The 2,618-nt window shown below is 61.0% G+C and carries 2 protein-coding genes; both read right to left on the minus strand.

All coding sequences use genetic code 11. The features are described from left to right. A partial coding sequence (locus Q0520_RS07925; protein WP_298668540.1) for a TrkH family potassium uptake protein occupies positions 1-1,229 on the minus strand: 1,229 nt, incomplete at its 3' end. 27 nt (positions 1,230-1,256) lie between these two features. Beyond that, entirely contained in the window at positions 1,257-2,240 is a 984-nt protein-coding gene (locus Q0520_RS07930; RefSeq protein ID WP_298668543.1) for a phosphoribulokinase, read from the minus strand. Positions 2,241-2,618: the final 378 nt, after the last annotated feature.

Genomic DNA, 2,618 nt, shown 5'->3' on the forward strand with positions numbered 1-2,618 from the left:
AAAATTGTCAGGACATACATGATGATGATGAGCATGTTCTTCGAGACCTCCAGTTCGGCGGTGGTCTTCTGCACCGTCTTTCCCTCGTGCTTGAAGGGGATGACCGCCTTGCCGGAGACGAAGATCCGCTTGAACCACCAGAGCAGGCTTTCCAGACCGAGGAGGACGCGGGAGATCTTGAGGCCGCCGGCGGTCGAGCCCGACGAACCGCCGATCAGCACCAGGATCACCAGAAAGAGTGTCGTCACCGGCGGCCAGAGGCTGGGAGACGTCGTCTGAAAACCTGTGCTCGTTATCCCGGACACCGCCATGAATATCCCCTGCCGCATCGCCGTCAGCAGGTTGGTGCCGGTGAGGATGAAGAGGTCGAGGGTGAGGACGACAAAACCACCGAGGGTAAGGACCAGGAGAGCGACGGCCTGCCTGTCCCCGAAGATACTGACCTTCCGGTGGTAGTACATCAGGTAGTAGAGCTTGAAGGGCAGGGCGCCGACAAGCATCACGACCACGAGGGCGAGTTCGAGGAGGACGTTGTTGTAGTCCGATATCCCGCCGGGAGTGATCGCGAACCCTCCTGTCGAGATCGCCACCATGGTCAGGTTCAGCGCGTCCCAGAAGGGCACGCCCGAGAGGAGGACGAGGCCGATAGAGAGGGTGGTGATGATGATATAGATCCGCCACATGGCCATGCCGGTGCCGACGACGCTCGGCATGAAGGCCTCGGAACGTGCCTCGGAGCGGTACAGGCCGCGCTGGACGAGGCCGGACCTGCTTGCGAGGGCGACGGAGAAGGCGACGATCCCGAGGCCGCCGAGCCACTGCGTGAATGAACGCCAGAAGAGGAGAGTTTTCGGGGTGGCGCCGATATCGGGGAGGAGGGTCAGGCCCGTATCTGTCCACCCGGACATCGACTCGAAGATGCTGTCCGTCAGGGGCATGTGCAGGCCGACGATGAAGGGGACCGATCCGATCAGTGCCGATATGAACCAGATGAGGGCGACGGCCATCAGGGCGACGGAGAGGCGGGGCTCCCGCGCCGGCCGCGGCACCTGGGCGAGGAGACTGCCGACGATGATGAAGAGGAGGGGGACCAGGCCCATGGGGATGACCATATCCCACTCGGCGTAGGCGATGGTGACAGCGAGGGGGATGGTGGAGATCATGCCCATGAACCTCAGGATCTTCCCCATGTCGGCGGAAACGCTGGAGAAATACTCGAACCGGCCCATTGACTACAGATCTCTCGTCGGGAGGACTTATCTTTTTCTTCCTGTCCTGTCCGCGTCTCCCTGTAGCACGAACCAGCGGTTGAGGATCCGCCAGGCGAGGATAAGTTCGGCGACCTCGCCGGCGGTGACGTACTTCCGGTCGCAGTAGACCCTGATGCCTTCGGCCTTCGTCTGCTTTCCGAGGGTCCGCGCCAGTCTCCTGATGGCCGAGTGGTTGATCTCGCCGTCGAAGGTGAGGGCGCTCATCTCCTCTCCGTCGACGGTCGAGATCCCGTATTCAAGGAGGAAAGGGCGGTCGGAGAGCATGAGGAGTTCGCCGAGATCGAGGGAGAGCCCGATCTCCATCATCTGCCGAATAAGTTTTTTCTGGAGCACGGTGACGCGGTAGATGTTCCGCACCTCGCTGGCCTCCGCACCGTAGCCCGAGTACGCGATCTGCACGACGGCGTCGGCGAAGCGCCGCTGCGGTGCGATGTACCGTGCATAGTCAGGCTCACGCTCTTTCATCTCGGCAATGACCTCCTCCCGCGCGTACCCCCGCTTCTCCATATCGCGGCGCAGTTTCCAGAGTCTCTTGACGCACGGGTCGGGGTCCACGAAGATGGAGATGTCGATGAGGCTGCGCAGGTCAGGGGTGAAGAAGGTGTGGAGGCCTTCGAGGATGAGCACCTTCGCAGGCTGGAAAGGCACGGGCTGGTCGAAGGTGCCGTTGTCATGGTTGTAGACCGGTTTCATGATGCGCTCGCCCCTTTTCAGGGCGCGGATATGGTCTGCCAGCAGGTCGAGGTCGTTCGCCTCAGGGATCAGCGGGGTGACCCCGCGTTCCCGCCGTTCCGTCCGGTCATAGCGGTGGTAGTCGTCGAGGGTTATGGTAGAGACGAGGTCATCTCCCAGGATCTCCCGGATGGCGCGGGTGAAGGTCGTCTTGCCCGACCCGCTGTCGCCCGCGACGCCGATGACGAAGACCGCAGAGGACGCGGCGATCCTCTCCCTGAAGACGGGGGTGTCCATCGATCCCGGAGATGCGGGGCAGGAGAGTTAAAGGTTGCGAAAGGTGCGGGAGCGGGGATATAGTGAGACTTTCACACTGATTAAGGCGTTTACCCCAAGATTCGGAGGGCTGGATCGTGTAGATCCACTGAGGTCACTGTCGAATTCTTGCTCTGAAGTACCTATGCCGGAGGGTTTCACTCCCCAGTTCCCCGTCATTAGGGGATAGGGAAGTGTGACAGGTCTCTCCTCAAAAAGCAGGATTTACCCGTAAGAGGTCCAATCCTGAGCGGGGAACGAGCGCCAGCGAGTTCGAGAAAATCTTTGATTTTCGAGTGACGACCGGAGGGAGTCGAGAAGACGAAGTCTTCGAGTTGCGAGCGTCAGCGAGTTCAAGAA

Source organism: uncultured Methanofollis sp. (assembly GCF_937919355.1).
In the GTDB taxonomy this organism is placed as follows: domain Archaea; phylum Halobacteriota; class Methanomicrobia; order Methanomicrobiales; family Methanofollaceae; genus Methanofollis.